The sequence below is a fragment of the Alteribacter keqinensis genome (genome assembly GCF_003710255.1).
Classification (GTDB): Bacteria; Bacillota; Bacilli; order Bacillales; family Salisediminibacteriaceae; genus Alteribacter; species Alteribacter keqinensis.
On sequence record NZ_RHIB01000002.1, the window covers coordinates 186,991 to 203,876 of the forward strand.

The 16,886-nt window shown below is 49.3% G+C and carries 12 protein-coding genes; 7 read left to right on the top strand and 5 right to left on the bottom strand.

The window, feature by feature from the left end; genetic code table 11:
- Positions 1-1,244: 1,244 nt before the first annotated feature.
- The gene (locus tag EBO34_RS12530) at positions 1,245-5,690 is read left to right on the top strand and encodes a S8 family serine peptidase (RefSeq protein WP_249414083.1); all 4,446 of its coding nucleotides are present in this window, start codon (positions 1,245-1,247) and stop codon (positions 5,688-5,690) included.
- A 344-nt stretch (positions 5,691-6,034) separates the two neighbouring features.
- Here the strand turns inward: EBO34_RS12530 and EBO34_RS12535 are convergent, their stop codons facing one another.
- Positions 6,035-6,556 carry an acyl-CoA thioesterase gene (locus tag EBO34_RS12535; RefSeq protein ID WP_122899051.1) on the bottom strand — a complete coding sequence of 174 codons (522 nt, stop codon included), beginning with the start codon at positions 6,554-6,556 and terminating at the stop codon, positions 6,035-6,037.
- Positions 6,557-6,621: 65 nt separating this feature from the next.
- Positions 6,622-7,524 (bottom strand): ROK family protein, encoded by a 903-nt coding sequence (locus tag EBO34_RS12540; RefSeq protein ID WP_122899053.1) that lies wholly within the window; start codon positions 7,522-7,524, stop codon positions 6,622-6,624.
- Positions 7,525-7,916: 392 nt separating this feature from the next.
- On the opposite strand from EBO34_RS12540, the gene EBO34_RS12545 reads away from it, so the two are divergent.
- The 6 genes from EBO34_RS12545 (at position 7,917) to EBO34_RS12570 (ending at position 15,423) form a co-directional block, all read left to right on the top strand.
- On the top strand, positions 7,917-8,954 hold the full coding sequence (locus tag EBO34_RS12545) for an ABC transporter substrate-binding protein (protein WP_122899054.1): 1,038 nt from the start codon (positions 7,917-7,919) through the stop codon (positions 8,952-8,954).
- A 37-nt stretch (positions 8,955-8,991) separates the two neighbouring features.
- On the top strand, positions 8,992-10,119 hold the full coding sequence (locus EBO34_RS12550) for an ABC transporter ATP-binding protein (RefSeq protein ID WP_122899056.1): 1,128 nt from the start codon (positions 8,992-8,994) through the stop codon (positions 10,117-10,119).
- Entirely contained in the window at positions 10,116-11,882 is a 1,767-nt protein-coding gene (locus EBO34_RS12555; protein ID WP_122899058.1) for an ABC transporter permease, read from the top strand. The genes EBO34_RS12550 and EBO34_RS12555 overlap by 4 nt, the downstream gene beginning before the upstream one ends.
- A 106-nt stretch (positions 11,883-11,988) precedes the next feature.
- Entirely contained in the window at positions 11,989-12,771 is a 783-nt protein-coding gene (locus EBO34_RS12560; RefSeq protein ID WP_122899060.1) for an HAD-IIA family hydrolase, read from the top strand.
- 47 nt (positions 12,772-12,818) lie between these two features.
- Positions 12,819-13,406 (top strand): glycerol-3-phosphate responsive antiterminator, encoded by a 588-nt coding sequence (locus tag EBO34_RS12565; RefSeq protein ID WP_122899062.1) that lies wholly within the window; start codon positions 12,819-12,821, stop codon positions 13,404-13,406.
- 493 nt (positions 13,407-13,899) lie between these two features.
- The gene (locus tag EBO34_RS12570; RefSeq protein WP_122899064.1) at positions 13,900-15,423 is read left to right on the top strand and encodes a sodium/proline symporter; all 1,524 of its coding nucleotides are present in this window, start codon (positions 13,900-13,902) and stop codon (positions 15,421-15,423) included.
- Between the two features lie 259 nt (positions 15,424-15,682).
- Here the strand turns inward: EBO34_RS12570 and EBO34_RS12575 are convergent, their stop codons facing one another.
- The 3 genes from EBO34_RS12575 to fliS are packed head-to-tail and all read right to left on the bottom strand — an operon-like array spanning position 15,683 to position 16,863.
- The gene (locus tag EBO34_RS12575) at positions 15,683-16,087 is read right to left on the bottom strand and encodes a DUF8042 domain-containing protein (RefSeq protein ID WP_122899066.1); all 405 of its coding nucleotides are present in this window, start codon (positions 16,085-16,087) and stop codon (positions 15,683-15,685) included.
- Between the two features lie 24 nt (positions 16,088-16,111).
- Complete coding sequence (fliT, locus tag EBO34_RS12580; protein ID WP_122899068.1) at positions 16,112-16,462, bottom strand: flagellar protein FliT; 351 nt, start codon at positions 16,460-16,462, stop codon at positions 16,112-16,114.
- A complete protein-coding gene (gene fliS / locus EBO34_RS12585) occupies positions 16,462-16,863 on the bottom strand; it encodes a flagellar export chaperone FliS (RefSeq protein ID WP_122899070.1) in 402 nt (133 codons plus the stop codon). Before fliS ends, fliT begins: the two co-directional genes overlap by 1 nt.
- Positions 16,864-16,886 lie beyond the last annotated feature (23 nt).

Sequence of the window (16,886 nt, forward strand, 5' to 3'; positions counted from 1 at the left end):
AACCGTCTCCTCTCATTTGCAGCTTAAAAAACGAAAGAACCGCTTAAACCCTGACTTTCTGAGTTCCAGCGGTTTACGCTGAGTCTCCCAAACGCGCCCTCCCTCCCGACATCCCGGGATATCTTCCCCTGCATACCTAATGCCCTACATATTCGACTTTAATCGTAGTACCTCTCACACTCTCCTCGACTCTTTCATAATAATTACTAGGACTACCTATGTATTTTGACACTGTTCATAACCTCCCTGTCTACTACTTTATGCGTATAGGAACTCCCTCCCGTCCGACAATATCCCCCAAGTCTTTTGCCTTATTTCTTTACAAATTAACGTATTTAGTGGAAAAATCCTACAAATAAATTCACCTTTTCGTATTTCCTCAAACTTCTTTACTAGTTTTACAAATTTTCTGAATTCTTTAGCCTTATTTTGCTAAATTGCTAGTGATTTATTCCAAATTGTTCTATAAAATGCACATTAACAACACGAGGCTACTCAATAAGACAGTCCCGGTTAACAGAAAGGAGGATCAAGAGAGATAGAATGTCCCACAGATTTCACTGCAGGAAAAGTGATAGAACGTAAGGGCTGACAACACCTGCGTACGATTATCGGGGAATTGAAGACAGTGATGGCACAAAATCCGAAGGCTGCTTCCTCAAGGAAATTGGAAGCCGCCGAAGTCTTCTGTGCTCTAAAGTGAACAAAATAATGGAACATCCACCATTATCTGTTCACATGCTTCTTCAATGGTAATCGTTTTACACATTCAGCCAGGTTCAACAACATTCCGCTGTTATTCCTCCCATTTCAGCGTCTGTCGAACCCATCTATCGAATCAGGGCTTTCGTTGTTCCTGACAAAAGAACTACGGTAAGTCTCCTGTACTATGAAACCTGCCTCGTATCCATGGAAAAGAGAACCGGCAACCACTATAAACAGCCTCCCCCCTCTCACTCTAACAGGCTGTTAATTGGACAAGCTGAGTTTCTTCCAATGGCGCTGAGACCGGTTTCCAACTGCACCACCAGCACAACTTCCACAAACGGCATCTTAGAATCAATCTTATCTAAAAAACGCAAACATCATCCAAATATCAGCGGCGACCCGTACATATTTATTCAGGCAAGTGCGGACAAGCCACCCGTTCAAGCTCTTACAATCATTCACAAAATGTTCAGGGGTCTGTCCCCGCAACATTTTGTGCGGGGACAGACCCCCGACAATTTCCAAAATAAGAAGGAGTGATTGATTTGCCGAAGAAACGAACGATACGCCAGTGGATCATCTTTACGATGATATTCGCTTTAATGATTCCGATGTTACTGCCTCAGCATGCGAGTGCCCAGTCAGCGAGCGCCGGTGACGGAGCAGCCACATCTTACTTACAGGAAACAAATAAAGACGCTGCCGTTGAAATCAGCAGCGATGTAATAAAAGAATTCCAGGATGAGAGATTCGTCTCCTTCCTCGTTAAGATGAAAGATCAGGTCGACGCAGAACAAGTAGCAGCAGACGTAGCGAGCAATAAAATCCAAATCGCCAACACGTCTGACGTAACACTCGCTCAACGTACAGCGATTGTTTCCGAACTTCGCTCAACGCAAATGGAGTCCCAAAAGGAACTCAAAGCCTTCCTCGAAAAAGAGCAGGCAGCCGGTAACGTAGAAAGCTTCCAGTCTTTCTATATCGTTAACGGACTTGAGGTTACCGCTACAAAAGAAGTTCTTGAATCTTTGAAAGGATTTTCAGAGATTGCTGAAATCACACCAAACGAAACATTCCAGATCCTTAGTGCAGGCGGCCCTGACCTTAAAGCGGAAGGCGCCCCAGCATCCACTCCAGAAACACAAAACGAAAACGTGGAGTGGAACATCGAACAGATCGGTGCTCATGAAGTATGGGACATGGGAATCGACGGTCAGGGAATCGTCGTTGCCAACATGGACACCGGTGTTCAGTGGGATCACCCGGCACTGAAAGAACAGTACCGCGGATATGACTCAGCAACTGACTCCGTTGACCACACCTTCAACTTCTTTGACGCCGTTAACGGCCAGCAAGCTTCCTATGACGATCACGGTCACGGAACGCACGTAAACGGTACAACTCTTGGTGCTGAATCAAACGGCACAAACAAAATCGGTGTGGCACCTGGTGCCGAGTGGATCGCAGTTAAGATTCTTGCTGCTTCAGGCGGCGGTACACAGGCCAACATCCTTGCAGGTGGACAGTGGGTCCTGGCGCCAACTGACGCAGCCGGCAACCCTCACCCTGAAATGGCTCCGGACGTTGTTAACAACTCATGGGGCGGCGCTGGCGGAATGAACGAATGGTTCCGTCCGATGGTACAAAACTGGCAGGCAGCCGGAATCTTCCCGGTATTCGCATCCGGTAACACAGCAGGTCCTGGAACAGTAGGCGTTCCTGCAAACTATCCTGAATCCTACGCAGTAGGTGCCACTGATTCAAGCATGAACCTTGCCAGCTTCTCATCCCAGGGACCATCTCCATACGGTGAAATGAAGCCTGATGTGAGTGCTCCTGGTGTAAACATCCGTTCAGCAGTTCCAGGATCCAACTATGCAGGCGGCTGGAATGGTACATCCATGGCATCGCCACACGTAGCTGGATTAGTAGCTTTAATCAAACAGGTAAACTCTGATCTTTCCCATGACGACATTGCTGAGATTATCGAAGACACAGCAACACCACGCACGAACAGTCAGTACCCTGAAGCTCCGAACAACGGATTCGGACATGGGATTATCAACGCTTACGATGCAGTAGCCGGTATTCTTGACGGCCTAGGAAGCATTGCCGGTACAGTCCTTCAGGATGGTGAAGACACTGAAGCACCGACGTACCAGCACACAGCTCCTGCTGAAACATACGAAGGCCTGAACCTTCCACTTGAGATCCACGTTCAGGATAACGTAAGCATCACAGACGTTACGCTTTCTTTTGAAAAAGACGGCGAATGGCACGAGCTTGATGCATCACGCTCAAGCGGAAACTACCGCGACGCCACGTACACGGTATCCATCCCGGGCTCAGACATTGACGCACCGGCAGTAGAATACTTCTTTACGATCGACGATTTCGGCGGCAACACCGTTGAAACAGAAGTGTATGAAGTTGCTGTAAACGAAGCCATCTCCACAGGCTACTTCCAGGACTTCTCAAGCAACCCGATCGGCTGGATGAGCTTCGGCGAAAATGACAGCTGGGATTGGGGCGCACCGACTTCCGGACCGGGTGAAGCCTACACTGGCGACAACGTGTACGCGACGAACCTTGCCGGTGACTACGGCAACAACATGAACGCAACACTCATTATGCCTCCGGTACAAGTTCCTGATGAAGGCGACTTCTACCTCGAGTACAAAGAGTGGTTCAACTTTGAAAACAACTACGACTACGGCTACCTTGTTGTTTCCACAGACGGCATGGACACGTGGGACACCCTTCGCACCGTTACCAATCAATCCGGCGGCTGGGTTGACACATCCATCGACTTGAGCGAATACGCTGGTGAGCGCATCGTTGTCGGCTATAACGCCTACTCCGACTTCATCATCGTCCGCCCAGGCTGGTATATCGACCACGTTTCCCTTACAGATGAAGCAACAGGCACTGACGATTTCGGCGGCTCTATCGGCATCATCGACTCCGGCATCAGCTTCAGTCAGATGATGATGGCTCCAATGAACCAAGGCATCGGCAGTAGTAATGCACCAGGTCTGGCCAAAAAACAGACAGATCCTTCGCTGCACGTTGCTCCATCAGGCAAAGAAGCGAAGTTTACACCACCGGGACATCGCGACGGTAAGCCAGGCAAAGGCAAAGGTCGCGACGGCAATTCCGACAATGATGATCCTGTAGTAGAAGACACTAGCGGACTTCCATTGCATGCAACAGTATCTGTTCTTGAATCCGGACGTTCGGTTCAGACAAACCCGGCTGACGGAAGCTACAGCATGATGCACCCTGCCGGTGACTTCACGGTCCGCGCAGAAGCATACGGTTTCCACACAGCTCAGGAGAGCGTTGTTGTAGAAGCTGACGAAACCGCTGAAGTTCACTTCGTCCTGGACGAGCTGGACAGCGGTACTGTTTCCGGTACAGTAACAAACGCAGCAACTGACGAGCCAATTGAAGGCGCAACTCTTCTATTAAAAGAAGACCCACGCGTTTCACCTGCTCACACAGATGAAAACGGTGAATTCTTAATCGACGCTTACGAAGGAACGTACACGCTTCAAGTATTCGCTCCATCGTTCTACAGTGACGAAACAGAAGTGACAATCACTGGCGACGAAGTAACAACAGCTGACTTCAGCCTCACTCCGTTCATCGGTTTCCCGGGCGAAATCGGCTACGATGACGGTACAGCTGAAAACGCACGTGCATTCTTTGACGCAGGCAACGGCTGGGCTGTCCGAATGAGCCTTGAAGAAGGCCAGGACAGTGCCCTTATCACAGGCGGACTGTTCCGCTTCTGGGATACGGAATGGCCTGTACCAGGCGGAACTGAGTTCCAGGTTGCTGTCTATGACGCAACAGGATCAAACGGTGCTCCTGGAAACATGATCGCAGGACCGGTTAATGCTGAAGCGAACCGTGACGGTACGTGGACGCAGGTTGACCTGTCAAGCGAAGGTGTTGTTGTAGAAGGAGACTTCTACATGATGTACATCCAGACTCAGCCAAACCCTTACGCTCCAGGCCTTGGAACAGATGAAGACGGTCCATACGCCGAGCGCAGCTGGCAGTATGTCGGCGGATCCTTCAGCCAGTCTCCTGCAGCTGAAGGAAACTACATGATCCGTGCCCTTGTAAACTACGAGGTAACGGTTCCTGAAATCACGTCTCCAGAAGACGGATTGCACACGAACGAAGATAGTGTAACAGTTGAAGGTCAGGCGTCTCCTGGTGTAGACGTTCACGTTTCCAACAACGGTGAAGAAGTGGCTCACACGACTGCAGATGACAATGGTCATTTCGCAACTGACGTGTCCCTTACTGCCGGCGAAAACGTTCTGACTGCTGCAGCAAGCACAGAGAACGGCCGCACCGGTGAATCTGCTCCTGTCACTGTCATCCTTGATCAGGACTCTCCAGAGCTTGTTGTCACAAGCCCTGCTGACGGCGACCGCGTAAACACGGAAACGGTTCGTGTTCAAGGACAGGCAATTGACGAGAACCTTCGCCGCGTTAACGTCAACGGTCAGCGTGCTGACATTGACGAAGAAGGAAACTTTAACCACCGTCTCCTTCTTGATGAAGGTGCAAACGACATCCGCGTCGTTGCCATCGACCACGCGGGTAACCGTACAGTCGAGAACATGACCATTTACGCAAACTTCGGTGACTATGAAATTACGAATGTAACACCGGAAGAAGACATGAATCTGAACGCCGGTGAAACGGTTCTGATCAGCTTCAACGCTGAAGAAGGACTCGACGCATCATTCGTCATCCTCATGCCATTGACGAACCTGCCATCAGCTCAAAACGCAACTGAGCTGCCAATGCAGGAACAGTCTCCTGGCTACTACGTCGGTTATTACACAGCAACCTCTAACGTAGAAGCACCAGGCGCTGAAGTCGAAGTCATCGTACGCGACGACTACGGCAATGAAGAACGTGAAAGAGCAGCAGGTAAGCTTTACATTAACGTAGAGTAACCTCAAACTGAAGAAAAGGATGCCCGCCGGGTGGCGGGCATCCTTTTTTTGTGCGGGATTGGGAAAGTTTGGGGAGCAGATTTCCAATTCTTAATGTTGAGGGGGCAATTCTTAATATAGAGGGAACATATCTTAATGAAAAAGTTCAAAAAATGTTTTTCGCTGGTGTCTGGTGTTTGAAAAAGTTGCATTTGGAAATAAATTGGATCCGGATCTGGTTATCTTAACAAAAATCCTTCATATCTTAATAAAAATCCAGCATAACTTTACACAAAACCTTCATATCTTTACATTCGCCCGCAAAAAAACGTGCCGGATCGAATGTGATCCGGCACGCCCAACAACTACCCCTGCTCCCAAAGACGCTTCGTCGTTAAATAAGAAGCGAGCTCCTTGCTTTCCTCCCGGCGTTTTTTCCGGGCTTCGAGGCGGACGGGGGCTGTTTCGTGAAGCTTCTTCTCTTCGTCCGTTTCCGGGACAACCTTTGGAACCGGCACCTTCTTTTTGTTTTCGTCCAGGGCGACGAAGCTTAAAAAGGCGGTAGCGGCGATCCGGCGTTCACCGTCCAGTAAATGTTCTGCTACTACTTTCACAAAGACTTCCATTGAGCTCTTGCCAGTCCACGTCACGAATGACTCGAGACATACCGAATCGGACGGAACGATCGGTGTTAAAAAGTCCACGGAGTCGGTGCTCGCTGTCACCACAGGCATCCGCGCATGCCTGATCGCAGAGAGTGATGCCACGTCGTCAATGAAGCTCATCAATTTTCCACCAAATAAGGTGTCGTGATTGTTTGTATCGCTCGGGAACACGTGGGCGGTTTTGATTACCCGCGATTCCTTGCATGTTTTTGTGTCTGTCATTTGGATGACCCCTTTCGCGTCTACGTTTAATATGAAAAAGAATACCACGAACGATACGCGAAAAGCTATTTTATTCGTTTCACAACGGGTAAAAGTGCGGCGCCGATCACACCGGCATCGGTTCCGAGACCGGCTTTCTTCATATTAATATAGAACCTCATACTCGGATAAAGAAGAGGGGTGACTTTCTCTTTGAGAAGGGGCAGGACGGACGCCTGCTCCATGACCCCGCCGCCGAAAACGAGGACGGCCGGATTGAAGCTGTTCATCAGGTTGGCGACACCGATGGCAAGGTAGCCGATGGCTTCGTCGATGATTGCCTGAGCAACATCATCTCCATCAGAGGCACGTTCGAAAACGTCTTTCGCGCCCCCAGTCAAGCCGAGCCGCTCTGCTCCGAGACGGCCGATTGCCGTACCGGAAGCCAGTGCCTCAAGAGCTCCCGGGTTCAGGGTGCCGTGCTGATCCCCCCCGGGCTGAACAATCATGTTGCCGATTTCTCCCGCATTGCCCTGTGCTCCGATAAAAAGCAGGCCGTTCAGGACAATTCCGGCACCGATGCCGGTACTTACAGTTATGTAGATCACACTGTCTTCGTTTCGCCCCGCGCCGAACCGGGATTCAGCAAGGGCCGCAGCATTCGCATCGTTATCGAGGGTTACCTTCTTCCCTGTCCGTCCGCTTATGCGCTGTGCGATGGGCACATTTCTCCATCCGGGAAGGTTCGGCGGATCAAGGATCAAACCGTTGAACGGATCCAAAGGACCCGGTGCCCCAAGGCCGATTCCTTCAGCATGCTCATCGCCCTGTACACGCTCAATCATTCCGCAGACTTTGTTTAGGAAAAATTCAAATCCAAGCTCCGGCTCCGTCGCCGCCTTTTCATGAGCAAGAACCTCCCCTCCTTCGTTTACAAGGGCGACCCTCACACTCGTGCCGCCCAGATCAATTCCAATCGTCTTCTTCACAGCCACACCACCTCATCATTCATTCTCCTCCCCATTATACAATTTCCCACAAAATCGTGCGGGGTCTGACCCTGTGTTCAAGGGTGAACACAGGGTCAGACCCCGTACGGTCCTCGCACACCCCCTTTCCCACACCTTCCAAAGCTTCCATTAATAAAATTCACAATTTCGTAATATTTTCTTTACAATCTATTGTAAACGCTTTTATTTGTGCTATAATTTAGATAAATTCAAATCGGAATTAAGGGAAGAGAAGATGAGATCACCCTTAAGGACGACTGGTACGTTATCTTGCTACCAGTGTGTCCTTGGGTACCTGTCTTCTCTTTTTTTATTCCTTATGAAAACGCTAACATTTTAGCGAAATACTAAATGGATGGAGGTTTCTTTCTATGAAAAGAAACAGTTGGTTTTTACTCGTTCTTGTTCTCTCTTTTTCTCTAATTCTTGCAGCATGCGGCGGTGGCGATGATGCGGCAGGTGATGGCGAAGATGACATCGGCACAATCACGATCTACTCTCCTGAAACACCGGACATGACACGTGAAATGGCAGAAAAGTTTGAAGAATTACACGGTGGCACAGTAAACGTAAACTATGCAGGTACGAACGTTCTTGTTAACCAGATGATTGCAGAAATGGATAACCCTCAGGCAGACCTCTGGTATGGCGGGGGCGGTATCCTTCCTTTCGAGTCAGCTATTGAGCACGGATTTATCGAGTCCTACACTCCTGAACTTGCAGCGGACTGGGACGTTATTGAAGACGACATTAAAGTGCGTCACGAAGACTGGAAATGGGTTGGCGTTGAAGTATTTGCCCTCGGCCTTATTTACAACACTGACCTTGTAGACGAAGATGAGCTTCCACAAACGTGGGACGAGCTATTGGACCCTCGCTGGGAAGATGAGCTTCAAATGCCAAACCCGGCAGCGTCAGGAACGGCAACACTGTTTATCATCAGCCAGCTTCAGGACAAAGGTGAAGAAGAAGGCTGGGAGTATTTAGATCAACTTGTCGGCCAGATGAACTCCATGCCTGACTCCGGCGGTGCTCCTGCACAGGCGGCAGCTTCCGGTGAAGCATCAATGGGAATCGGCTTTGACTTCATGGCTTATCAAATGGCAGAGCGCGGTGAGTCTGTAGGCTTCCACGTACCGGACAACACACCAATCCTTGTTAACCCGGTTTCAGTAATCAAAGACGGACCGAACCCAGAAGGCGCACAGAAGTTTGTTGATTTCATGCTTTCTGAAGAAGGACAGCAGATTAAAGCTGACTGGTACCACATCCCGATGGACCCTAATGTAGAACCAAAATCCGAGCTTACTCTTGACTCTCTTCAGGATAAAGCACAGGACCTTGATATTGACTGGGTTGTAGATAACTACGACGACATTCGTCAGCAATGGCGCGACCGTTACCAATAAAAAAATTATCTGGCTATAACAGTAGGAGGCTATATTCATGGGTTCAGTAAAAGTAAATCAGCTTATCAAAAAATATAAAGACGTAACAGCACTGAAAAGCGTGAACCTGGACATCAAAGAGGGCGAATTTTTCGCCCTTCTTGGTCCATCCGGTTGCGGAAAAACAACGACGATGCGCTGTGTAGCCGGCTTTGAATCCCCAACTTCCGGTGAAATTACGATCGGTGACAGAGTGGTCAACAACGTCCCTGCCAATAAACGAAATTGCGGAATGGTGTTCCAGAGCTACGCCCTTTTCCCACACTATAACGTGTTTGAAAACGTAGCGTACAGCCTGACCGTCCGTGAAGTTTACTCCGGTTCACCGGGACGAAGAGTGAAAAGCCTTGCCCGCCTCATGAGCAAGCGCTTTGGAGCTCCGTCAAAAGAAATCCAGACAAAAGTAAACGCAGCACTTGATTACGTGGAAATGGGCCATCTGGCCGACCGGGGCGTAAATGAACTTTCCGGCGGACAGCAGCAGCGTGTTGCTTTAGCCCGTGCCCTCGTTATGGAGCCTGCCGTTCTTCTGATGGACGAACCCCTTTCCAACCTGGATAAAAAACTGCGGAATACGATGCGGACGACAATCCGGAAAATTCAGCAGGATGTTGGTATTACAACGCTCTTCGTAACCCACGACCAGGAAGAAGCCATGAGTATGGCTGACCGTATCGCCGTTATGAAGGACGGGGAAATCGTCCAGCAGGCAACACCGACTGAACTTTACGGTCATCCAAAAACATCCTTCGTCGCTGACTTCGTAGGATCTTCTAACATCTATCAGGGCGATGTCGTAGACAAGCACGCTGACGGAGTTACTGTAAAGGTCGGAGGTCAAACCATCAAGTCCTCCTACAAACCGGATAAAAAAGAAGTGCAGGCCCTTATCCGACCTGAAGGAATTGAACTTTACAAAAGTGATCAGGTACCTGCAGGAGCTCAGAACATTCTGGACGGCACGGTGGAAATGTTTACGTACCTCGGACCGAACATCCGCTACGACGTGAAGGTGGGAGAATTTGAGTTTATGGTCGAACAGCCTTACTACCAGGGTGTTCCGCTGTTGACAGAAGGGGATAAAGTAAAACTTACGATTGAACCGGAACGGGTGTTGCTGATATGAGCAACGGCACACCAACCCAGGTTCAGACCCAGCCGCCAAAACGTCCGAATAAAAAAACAAAAAACAGCCGCTTCTCAAAGTTTGACAGCCTGACCATTATGAAATTATTCATTGGAGCGTTCTTCTTTCTTTTCCTACTCTTACCGCTCCTGTCCGTTCTGATCGTCAGTTTTACCGGCCAGCCGGTCAATATTCTCGGTTCCTTAACCAACCCGGATATTTTATCGGCCAACCTGGAACGCCTTTCAAACGCTTCACTTGAGCATTGGGGAAGCCTGTTTGGCGGAGGCGTGTACTTCTCAGCACTCAGAAACAGTCTTGCCCTTTCTTTAGGCGTATCTTTACTTGTTATCATCATGTGTCTGCCGATCGCCTATGGTTTTGCAAGAACAACGATGCCGTTTAAAAAGACTTTTGCCGCTCTTTGTACAATGCCGATCATTGTACCAACGTTTATCTCAGCTGCCGGCTTTATCATTATGTTTGGCCGTACAGGGTGGGTAACGACGATCTACCAGTCTCTCGGTGGAGACGGCACGCTCATCAGCGCCTACTCCATGACCGCGATCGTCATGATTCAGACATTCTTCTTTTTCCCATTTGCTTTATGGCCTATGGTTGCAGCATTTAAAATCAGCGACATCTCCCTTGAAGAAGCGTCACAGAACATGGGAGCAAAAAACTGGATGACGATGATTTTCATTACGTTCCCCCTTGCGATTCCGGGGATTATCTCCAGTGCCCTGCTGATCTTTACGGTCAGTTTCTCGGACTTCGGTACACCGATCATCCTTGCACCGGACGGACTCAACCTGATCGTTGTAGAAGCGTACCGTGAAATTTCAGGTTTCTTTAACTGGGCCGGTGCCTCTATTCTTACTGTGGTCATGGTCGTTGTGGCAGCCCTGTTCTTTTGGCTCCAGCGCCTTGTGACAAAAGGAAAAGACTACGGCACCCTTTCCGGTAAACCAAAAGGGACGAAGCTTAACGACAACAAAATCGTAACAACTTCCCTTGCGATCTACACAGGTCTTGTCGTGTTGATCCCTGTACTCACAGTGTTATCCGTTGTGATGCAGTCCTTTGCAACAACGTGGGGCGCAGACCTGCTTCCGCGTGGCTTTACCCTTGATCACTATCAGACGATCTTTACCCGCTCAGGTGACAACATTCTGAACAGTATCATCCTGGCAGGAGGCGCACTGGTGATCAGTGTAATCATTGCCACTTTCGTTTCCTACTTTGTTGTACGGGAAAACGCAACCAAGCTCGACTTTATTTCATCCGTTCCTTTGATCGTACCTGGTATCGCACTCGGTATCGCGTACATCCAAATGTTTAATACAGCACCGCTACAGCTTACAGGAACAGCGTTCTTGCTCATTGTGGCCTACGCGATCCGCCGTATGCCTTACATGATCCGCTCTACAATGGGTACGATGATGGCCATTAAGAGTGATATTGAAGAAGCCGCGGTCAACCTGGGGGCATCCAAGCTTCTGGCGATCATCACCGTTGTCGGACCGCTTATGCTGCCGGGAATCGCCGCAGGATCCATTCTCGTATTCGTAACCGTTATTAAAGAAACGAGTATCACGATCCTCATGGCACCATCCAACTGGGCACCGATGTCTCTCGTCGTGTTCCAGAACCTCCTCCGTGGTGAAGTGTACACCGCTTCTGCAATGGCCGTTCTGATTATCGGGATCGTCCTGATCCTCCAGGCTCTTGCGAACAAAATTACGAAGAATTCTCTTTATTAATCTATTAACCCTGAGCCTGCTATGAAGAACCTCTCATAGCAGGCTTTTTTCAAGAACAGCTGAAGACGCCCCCGCTGGCCCTATCATTTTAAAGGAGATGAAATCCATGCAAAAAGGCTTTATTTTTGATTTAGACGGCACCGTTTATCTGGGAGACGAGATTATTGAAGGCGTTCCGGAGGCGATTAATGCCCTTCGTGAAAAAGGACATAAGATTCTCTTTCTATCAAACAAATCCATCGCTTCACGGGAAGATTACCTTCACAAACTTCAAAAGATGGGGATTGACTTGACGATTGATAACATCATCAATTCCAACGTGGCAGCCGCCCACTACATAAAAGAACACGCTGCCCCGTACGAATCGGCGTGGGTCATCGGCGAACGTCCCCTTCTGGACGAACTTGAAAAAGCAGGCGTTCCCGTCACTAATGAACCGCTGGACGCTTCGTACGTGGTTCTCGGGTGGGACCGGGATTTCAATTACGCAAAGCTCAATATGGCTTTTCAGGCATGGCGTAACGGAGCGACCGTCGTAGCCACCAACCCTGACCGCACGTGCCCGATGGAAAACAACAGTGAAATTCCCGATTGCGGTGCGATTATCGGCGCATTTGAAGGCGCTGCAGGACAGCCGGTGGATGTGATTGCGGGAAAGCCCTCTTCCACAGTCACAGACATTGCCCTTCAAACCCTTCAGCTTAAACCGGAGGACTGCTACATTATCGGTGACCGCCTGGAAACGGACATTAAAATGGGGCTTGATAATAACATGAAAACCGTCCTTGTATTTTCAGGGATCACGAGCCTTGATATGTGGAAAAATTCCAAATATCAACCGGATTATACGTTGACAAGCGTCAAGGAAATCCATACGATAGTAACATAGACCAACAAGAAAGCGTTTTATTACACAAAAATGAGGGATCAGCCACTATGGACAACAAAGGACCACAAATACCCATCATCACCGATTTGATCGAATCGCAGGTTGTCGCAGCGGTCAACAGTCCGGAGAAGCTGGAACAGGCCATCAACAGCAACTGCAATGTCGCTTTTCTCATGACCGGTGATATTTTAAGCGTCCCGGCAAGCGTCAAAAAACTGCACGACAACGGGATGAAAGTGTTTGTCCATCTGGACTTCGTCGATGGTATTGCCAACGACCGGAGCGGCATCAAATTTATCGCTGAAAAGGTCCGGCCCGAAGGCATTATCACAACGAAAAACCACCTCATTAAGTTTGCCAAAAAAGAAGGCCTCATTACAATTCAGCGCCTTTTCTTCATTGATAAGAGCGCCATCAAAAAAGGCATCCAGATGATTGAATCCTCCAATCCCGATGCCGTTGAGATCCTCCCGGGCGTAATTCCTCGGGTCATTACCCGCCTGACCGACGTCACCCCCCTTCCGATTATTGTAGGAGGACTCATTGAAAACGAACAGGAAATCAGCGAGGCCCTTGAAGCCGGCGCACTCGCAGCCTCATGCGGGAGCCCAAGGCTGTGGCATACAGATTTATAAAAATGAAAGCACCTGCCGAGATGCCGGCGGGTGCTTTTTTGGGGTTGTGTTAAACGTATCCATATAGAGCCCTCTGCCCTACCTGCAGCATGCTTATTGGGGCTTTGTGTTAAGTTATTACGGATTTGTATGAAGTTATGCGGAATTTACATTAAGATTTGCCGGATGAATGTTAAGATAACCAGATCCACATCCATTTTTCTTCCAGATACCTTCAGAAAGTAACTTCCTTTTGAAAATCTTCCATTGCAGACGAACCACTCCAATTAATTTCGCCCCCTATGCTCACTACTGATCAAACTTTCATTATTTTCTGAATATAATATAATAGTAGAAACAACCTAGGAGGTGATCCCGTGACATTTGGTATTTTCTTCGGCCTCATCCTTGTTCCACTGGCCATTCTTACACTCGGCGGCGTATGCTACGCTGTCACCGCCAGGCAGGACCAGCAAAACTAGCAAACACACTATAACTCCAGGAGGACAATACTATGGACATCACCGCACATCCGTTAACTGTAACCGTACTAATTCTATACTTACTTTTACTCATCGTGATCGGCGTCATGAGCTCACGTAAAAGCTCCGGCGGACTAACCGACTTCTTCCTCGCCGGCCGAAACCTGAGCAAATGGACAGTGGCACTCTCCGCCGTAAGCTCCGGCCGCAGCGCCTGGCTCGTACTCGGGGTTACCGGAACCGCCTATCTCACCGGCCTGAACGCCGTCTGGGCCGTCGCAGGATACATCACCGTTGAAGTATTCATGTTCTTCTTCGTCGCCCGCCGCTTCCGGACATTCAGCGAAAAAACCGACAGCATCACCATCCCCGACATCCTTGAAAACCGCCTTGGGGATAAAACAAAAATAATCCGTCTCGTAAGTTCATTGATCATTCTCTTCTTTATGGTTGCCTACGTTGGAAGCCAGCTCGTAGCCGGGGGAACAGCCTTCTCAGGAAGCCTCGGCATCTCCAGCACGCAGGGTCTCTGGCTCACAGCGGCTATTATCTTCCTTTATACGATTCTCGGCGGATTCCACGCCGTCAGTAAAACCGACGTCCTTCAAATCGGCTTTATGTTTTTCTCTCTGATTATTTTACCGATCGTTGCCATCTTCCAGCTCGGCGGATTCGGACCAGTGCTTGAGGCGATGCAGGCTGAAGGAGGCGGCTTTACAAGTCCGTTCGCCTTTGCCTTCGGTGCCGTCATCGGCCTTATCGGTATCGGCTTTGGAAGCCCCGGTAACCCTCACATCATCGTCCGCTACATGAGTCTGAAAAACGTCAGGGAAATGCGTCAGGCTGCCCTTATCGCCACGTTCTGGAACGTGATTATGGGCTGGGGCGCCATCATGGTCGGACTTATCGGCCGCGTTTACTTCCCGAGTGTGGACATGCTCCCAGGTGAAAACAACGAGCAGATTTTCACGTCACTCGGGGCTGAAGTACTCAATCCGTTCTTTGCCGGCATCCTTCTCGTTGCCGTTCTCGCCGCAATCATGAGCAGTGCCGACAGTCAGCTTCTTGTGGGGGCAAGCGCTGTGGTCCGTGACATTTACGACCGCATTTTCGCAAAAGGAAAAGAAATTTCCCAGCGAAAGCTGATCACCTACAGCCGTCTCGTAATCATGGTACTGATGGGACTCTCCATCTGGCTTGCGTCAACCGCAACCGACTTTGTGTTTTGGATGGTCCTGTTCGCCTTCGGAGGACTGGGCGCATGCTTCGGTCCGGCCCTGATTTTAACCTTCTATTGGAAAGGATTATCAAAAGCCGGCGTCCTGACAGGCATGATCACCGGTCTGTTCACTGTTATCATGGTTGCCCAGCAGCCGCAATGGACATACGCCATCATCGACGTCCAGGCCTTCCTGGAACAGTACTTCTTCGGCATCACCTATGAAGCCGTTCCCGGATTCCTCGTGGCCACTTTCTTCACCGTAGTGGTAAGCTTATTTACGAAAAAACCGGAAAACGCCGATCAGATGGTCGACGACATGAAAAAAGCAGGATAAACAGATGACCCCCGGCAGGAGGAACGCGGCTCCTATCGGGGGTGCTTTTTTAATGAATCGCTTTTTAATGAGGCTTTTTGTAAAGTTATGACGGATTCGGATAAATGTATGACGGATTTATATTAAGATTTGACGGATGAATATTAAGATAACCAGATCCGCATATAATTTCCTTCCAAACACACTCTCACAGACAACATTTCTTAAAATTATGAGAGCATCGCCTCATTCCAAGTCCTAAATAAAACAAAAAGAACCCTCATTCTCCCGAGGATTCCCACTCACCCTTCTTCTTTTCAACAATCACACGCCAAGACTGATACCGGCGCACCAGTACCTCATGCAAAAACCGCATCCGCCCGCCTGTATCCTCATCGTCCGCAAACCGCTTTTCAACTTCCACCGCCTGCAGCACAGCACCATGAAATTTACCCAGCACCTGCATCGCCTCAGCGTCATCACCAAAAATAGACACAACGGTCATATTTTCGGGATGATACGGAAGCATCCCCTTCATCACATCACGGAGGAGCCTGTCCCCAATATCAACGTCGCCTTTAATGTAGCACTCGCTTACATATGCGTACACATCTTCAAGCTCGCGCAAAAGCTCCACGTAACTTTCCAGAAACCGCGACTGGGCAGCTGTTACTTTTCCGGACATCAACCATCACCCTAACTCAGACTGCTAGTTTTTCCGATCAATAAACGCCCCGTCAACCGGTCCGCTCTCCCCGTAAGGATTCTCGTACCGGCGTCCGGTCGTCTTTTTCCGCTTCAACTCGTTCATGTCCATCTTAATATGACGAAGCTCCTCTTGCAACCGCTCCTCAATGAGACTGTTCATATCAACCGCTTCCTTCAGCACCGCCCGCTCCTCATCGGAGTAGTCCTCAAGCCCGGCCAGCACTTCGCCCCGCTCCTCCAGCATATCTGTGAGACGCTCAATAAACGCCCCACGCTCATCAGGTTCAGGTCGTTCCTTTGCATAGTCATGAAGGGATTTCGTGATGGTATACAATTCCTGTACCCGTGTCATTACCCTTGAACTCCCGCACCGTGACGACGCTGACGGTCAATCTTGATCACCTGTTTCCATGTCTCATGAAAATCAACGACAAACCGCTCCGCTTCCTTAAGCGCCTTCACATCATTTTTCGTGTTCGCGTCCGTCAGACGTGACAAAATAAAATCATACATCTGCATCATATTCCGCGCTGTATCCGTTTCCACCCGAAGCGTCACCATAAGCTCACGGATAATATTCTGCGCCTTGATCAGATTTTCGTTCTTCAGTTCCATGTTTCCCTCTTCCAGCGCCTTCTCCCCGCGCCGGATAAACTTCACACACCCCTCATAGAGCATTAACGTCAGCTCTCCCGGAGTCTTTGTCTGCATATTCTGCTGTTTATAATTCGCATAAGGATTTCTTACTGCCATCCCAATCGTCCACCTTTCTCAAA